This is a genomic window from Streptomyces sp. NPDC004561 (assembly GCF_053602155.1).
In genome coordinates, this window is the sequence record NZ_JBSGDB010000651.1 from 1 (window position 1) to 4036 (window position 4036).

Genomic DNA, 4036 nt, shown 5'->3' on the forward strand with positions numbered 1-4036 from the left:
GGACCCACCGCGCCGACGGTTCTCTCGGCACGCTCGGCCGGTGTCTGGACATCAACGGCAACGGGACGTGCGGCGTAGTCGCGCAGGGCGCGCAGGAAGTCGACCTTGCGGAAGGCGGGCCAGAAGACGTCGCAGAAGTAGTACTCGGAGTGCGCGGTCTGCCAGAGCATGAATCCGGACAACCGCTGCTCGCCGCTGGTGCGGATGACGAGGTCCGGGTCGGGCTGGTCCCCGGTGTAGAGGTGACGGCCGATCATGTCGATGTCGACGGACTCGGCGAGGTCCTCCATCGCCACACCCTTGTCCTGGGCGTCGAGGAGCATGGAGCGCACGGCGTCGGCGATCTCCTGGCGCCCGCCGTAGCCGATGGCGACGTTGACCACTATCCCGTCGACGTGGGCGGTCGCCTCCTCGGCCTCCTTGAGGGTGGCCTGCATGGCCGGCGGGAGCAGGTCCATGGTGCCCACGTGGTGCACGCGCCAGCGGCCGTCGGCGGCGAGGGCCCGTACGACGCCCTCGATGATGCCGAGCAGGGGGACCAGTTCCTCCTGCGGGCGGTCGAAGTTGTCCGTGGACAGCAGCCACAGGGTGACGACCTCGACGTCGGTCTCGGTGCACCAGCCGAGGAACTCCTCGATCTTCTCGGCACCGGCGCGGTGGCCGTGGACCGTGGTGGATCCTGCGGCCTTCGCCCAGCGGCGGTTGCCGTCCATGATGACGCCGATGTGCTTGGGCACCTGGTCGTGGTCCAGGTGACCCTCCACCCGGCGTGCGTAGAGCCTGACGAGCAGGCTGCGCAGATTGTCGCGCAGGTTCACGTGGCCCTCCGGGGGTTTGGCGCGGGGTACGGTGCCGGGCTGTTGAGACTACCCCCGCCGCGGGCCCGGCCGTGGCCCGGGGTTTGGGGGTCCGGGGGCGCGGTTCAGGGCTCCGCACGGGCCGACGGGGGTCTTTTCGCGCGGTTCGCCACGCACCCCGGGTGGGGGACGCCGGCCCGGTGTCCGGAGGTTCCCGGACGTCGCGGGAGAAAAAACGGGCCGGTCCGTGGGGGGGAGACGGACCGGCCCGAGGGGGGGTTTCCACCATAACCCTTCGTAAGGGATGGTGGGTGCATCGGCGTGCCACAACTACTCTCCGAAGTCATTCGACGACGCCCCGATGGGTGCGGAATGGCGGATTCAGGGAGCTTTCATGGCCGATTCACAGCGGAATCTCGGGGGTTTCCAGCCGGATACGAAGAGATCCGGTCGGTTTGCGCCATCTTGGGGACCCGTCGGCGTGTTGTCCGGGGTCCCCCCGACGGGCGACCCGGTCAGCGAACGGTGACTTGACGGTTCCGCTACACGGCCGCGGGACGATCACCGGGCTCACGGCACCGCGCAGCCCCCTCCACCGCGCGGTGCCGCCCGCGCAGCTTTGCTGGCGTGAATTACCTTGGCCTGAACCTACGTGACGGGCGGGACGGAAGTGAACCGCACCCGATAACAATGTGGAAACCGTGGGCGAACGAGAGGTGAACCGCGCCGCCGTTCGCCCGGTCCGCCCGGTTCGTCAACGGCGCGGCTTGCGCGCGTCGAAGAGGTGCCGCGTGCTGTGCGCGACGAACGGGCCCTCCTTCTCGATCCGCTCGTGCATCGCCCGGAGCCGGGGTTCGTACGCCTCGGCCGTGAAGCCGGGGACCATCCAGACCACCTTGCGCAGGAAGTGGACGACGGCGGCGACGTCGTGGAACTCCATCCGCAGCCGCTCCGCCCGCAGGTCCACGATCTCCAGTCCCGCCGCCTGCGCCCCGGCCCGCTCCCGCTCGGGGTCGCGGCCGCCGCGCACGGCCTCCGGCTGCGGCCCGAGGAAGTACTCGACCAGCTCGAAGGCGCTGGCGGGCCCGACGTGCTGGGCGAAGTACGTGCCCCCGGGCCGCAGCACCCGGGCGATCTCGCCCCAGTGCGGGACCACCGGATGCCGGCTGAGCACCAGGTCGAACGCCTCGTCGGCGAACGGCAGCGGCGCGTCGTCCGGGGCGGCGACGACCACCGCGCCGCGCGGGCGCAGCAGGGCGGTGGCCTTCGCCACGTTCGGTGGCCAGCCCTCCGTGGCGGCGACCAGCACCGGCCGGGCCGGCTCCGCCGCGGCGAGGGCGAAGTCGAGCACCTCGCCGCCGCCCGTCTGGATGTCGAGCGCGGACCCGGCCCCGGCCAGCCGCTCCCCCGCCGAGCGGGCGTACCCCCACGACGGCCGCGCCTCGGTGGCCCGCCCCTCGAACCAGGAGAAGTCCCACCCCTCGGTGGGCGCGGCGGCCCCTTCGGCCACGAGGTCCTCGAACGCACGGTTCACTGCCATGACCGCCATCGTCGCAGGACGTTGTCGGCGGGGCCTGCTAATTTCCGCCCGCATGACGACTCACACCGCCGGAGAGAAGGAAACGCTGCGCGCGAGCCTGGACCGGCACCGGGACGCCGTGCTGTGGAAGCTGGACGGCCTCGACGACGAGCAGCTGCGTCGGCCGATGACCCCGACCGGGACCAATCTGCTGGGCCTGGTGAAGCATCTGGCCGCGGTCGAGTACGGCTGGTTCGTGCAGACGTTCGGAGGCGAGGCGGAGCCCTTCTGGTTCGACCCGTACGACGACATGCGCGTCGGTCCGCAGGAGTCGACGGAGCGGATCGTGGCCTTCTACGGCCGGGCCCGCGCCGCCGCCGACCGGACGATCGCCGAGCTGCCGCTCGACACCCCGGGCCGCCCGGCCTGGCGCGACGAGACGGTCTCGCTGCGCTGGGTCCTGGTGCACATGGTCGAGGAGACCGCGCGGCACGCCGGGCACATGGACATCGTGCGGGAGCTGATCGACGGCGCGACCGGCGACCACCCGCCGGTCACCGGCACCGGCTGACCGCGCCGTACCCCGGCCGGCGACCGGGAGGCTGCCCGGAAGTGGGCCGGGGCCCTGGTCATCGGCCGCCGTCGCCGCCCTGACCGCCGGGGAGGACGAGCAGGACGTGCTCGTCCTCCCCGTGCCGGACCGTGCCGGACCGCTCGAAGCCGTGTCTCTCCAGCAGGCGGACGGAGGCGGTGTTGCCGGTGAAGGGATCGGCGTACAGCGGGCGCACGCGCTCCAGTTCCAGGAAGAGGCCGAGGGCGCGGGTGCCGACGCCGCGGCCCCAGTACGGCCGCCCGAGCCAGTAGCCGACGAACCGCCGCCCGTCCTGCGTCCAGGAGACGACGCTCCCGGCGACCTCGCCGCCGACGGTGACCGTCCGCACGAGGCAGTCGGGGTCGCCGAGGACGCGCTCGCGCCAGTGCCGGAGGAAGGCGTCCCGGGGCCGGGGGGTGAACCTCGACCGCCGTACGGCCTCCGGGTCGTGCTCGTGGGCGAGCAGGACGTACAGATCGTCGTCCGTGACGTCCCGCAGCCCCACTTCGCCATGCTCGTCGGTCATGCCGGCAGTGTGGCAGCCGCCACTGACAACGCCCCGCGGTCTCACGCCACCAGGGGCCGGACCTCCTCGGCGGCGAACCGCACGAAGCCCTCCGGGTCGGGCTCGTCCGCCGTCGGCTGCAGCACCACGGTGTCGGCGCCGGCCTCGGCCAGCCGCCGCACCGCCTCGGCCACGGCACCCGCGTCGCCCGCGACACCCGCGCGGACCCCGGCTCCACTCCCTCGGCGGCCAGTTCCGCCCCCAGCCGGCCGGCGGCGCCGGCCCCGGTGGCGGCGAGGAGATACACGACCACCCGGTGCGGCTCGTCCCGTCCGGCCTCCCGCCGGCCCTCCTCGATGAGCCGCCGGGCCCGCCGTACGCCGTCCGGGGAGGTGGCGGCGGTGAGGAGCGTGCCGTCGGCCCTGGCACCGCAGAGGCGGAGCGTGCGCGGCCCGGTGGCGCCGGCCAGCACGGGCACCGCGCGCTCCGGCGGCCAGTCGAGCGCCACGTCGTCCAGGGTGACGTACCGCCCCCCCGTTACCGTCTTCATGGCTCCGCAACGGGGCCTCCGGCCTTCGGGTCCGGCATGACTTCCCCCCCTTGTTGTTCATGATCCGGGGGGT

4 protein-coding genes and 1 pseudogene are annotated in these 4036 nt (G+C 73.0%); 1 reads left to right on the forward strand and 4 read right to left on the reverse strand.

Going from position 1 to position 4036, the window contains the following annotated elements; all coding sequences use genetic code 11:
- Positions 1-818: isoprenyl transferase (locus ACWEN3_RS42835; RefSeq protein WP_452983070.1), on the reverse strand; the 818-nt coding region annotated here is incomplete at its 3' end.
- Positions 819-1551: 733 nt separating this feature from the next.
- On the reverse strand, positions 1552-2337 hold the full coding sequence (locus ACWEN3_RS42840; protein ID WP_452983073.1) for a class I SAM-dependent methyltransferase: 786 nt from the start codon (positions 2335-2337) through the stop codon (positions 1552-1554).
- Positions 2338-2389: 52 nt separating this feature from the next.
- Between ACWEN3_RS42840 and ACWEN3_RS42845 the strand changes: the two genes are divergently transcribed.
- Positions 2390-2887 carry a DinB family protein gene (locus ACWEN3_RS42845; RefSeq protein WP_452983076.1) on the forward strand — a complete coding sequence of 166 codons (498 nt, stop codon included), beginning with the start codon at positions 2390-2392 and terminating at the stop codon, positions 2885-2887.
- A 58-nt stretch (positions 2888-2945) separates the two neighbouring features.
- Here the strand turns inward: ACWEN3_RS42845 and ACWEN3_RS42850 are convergent, their stop codons facing one another.
- Positions 2946-3434: a GNAT family N-acetyltransferase gene (locus ACWEN3_RS42850; protein WP_452983079.1), complete on the reverse strand. Its 489-nt coding sequence runs from the start codon at positions 3432-3434 to the stop codon at positions 2946-2948.
- 41 nt (positions 3435-3475) lie between these two features.
- Positions 3476-3948, reverse strand: a pseudogene (locus ACWEN3_RS42855) (LLM class flavin-dependent oxidoreductase); the annotation flags it as partial.
- Between the last annotated feature and the right edge of the window lie 88 nt (positions 3949-4036).

Coding starts and splice junctions, on each gene's coding strand:
- ACWEN3_RS42840 (WP_452983073.1), bottom strand. CDS start 2,337: ATGGCAGTGAACCGTGCGTTCGAGGACCTCGTGGCCGAAGGGGCCGCC.
- ACWEN3_RS42845 (WP_452983076.1), top strand. CDS start 2,390: ATGACGACTCACACCGCCGGAGAGAAGGAAACGCTGCGCGCGAGCCTG.
- ACWEN3_RS42850 (WP_452983079.1), bottom strand. CDS start 3,434: ATGACCGACGAGCATGGCGAAGTGGGGCTGCGGGACGTCACGGACGAC.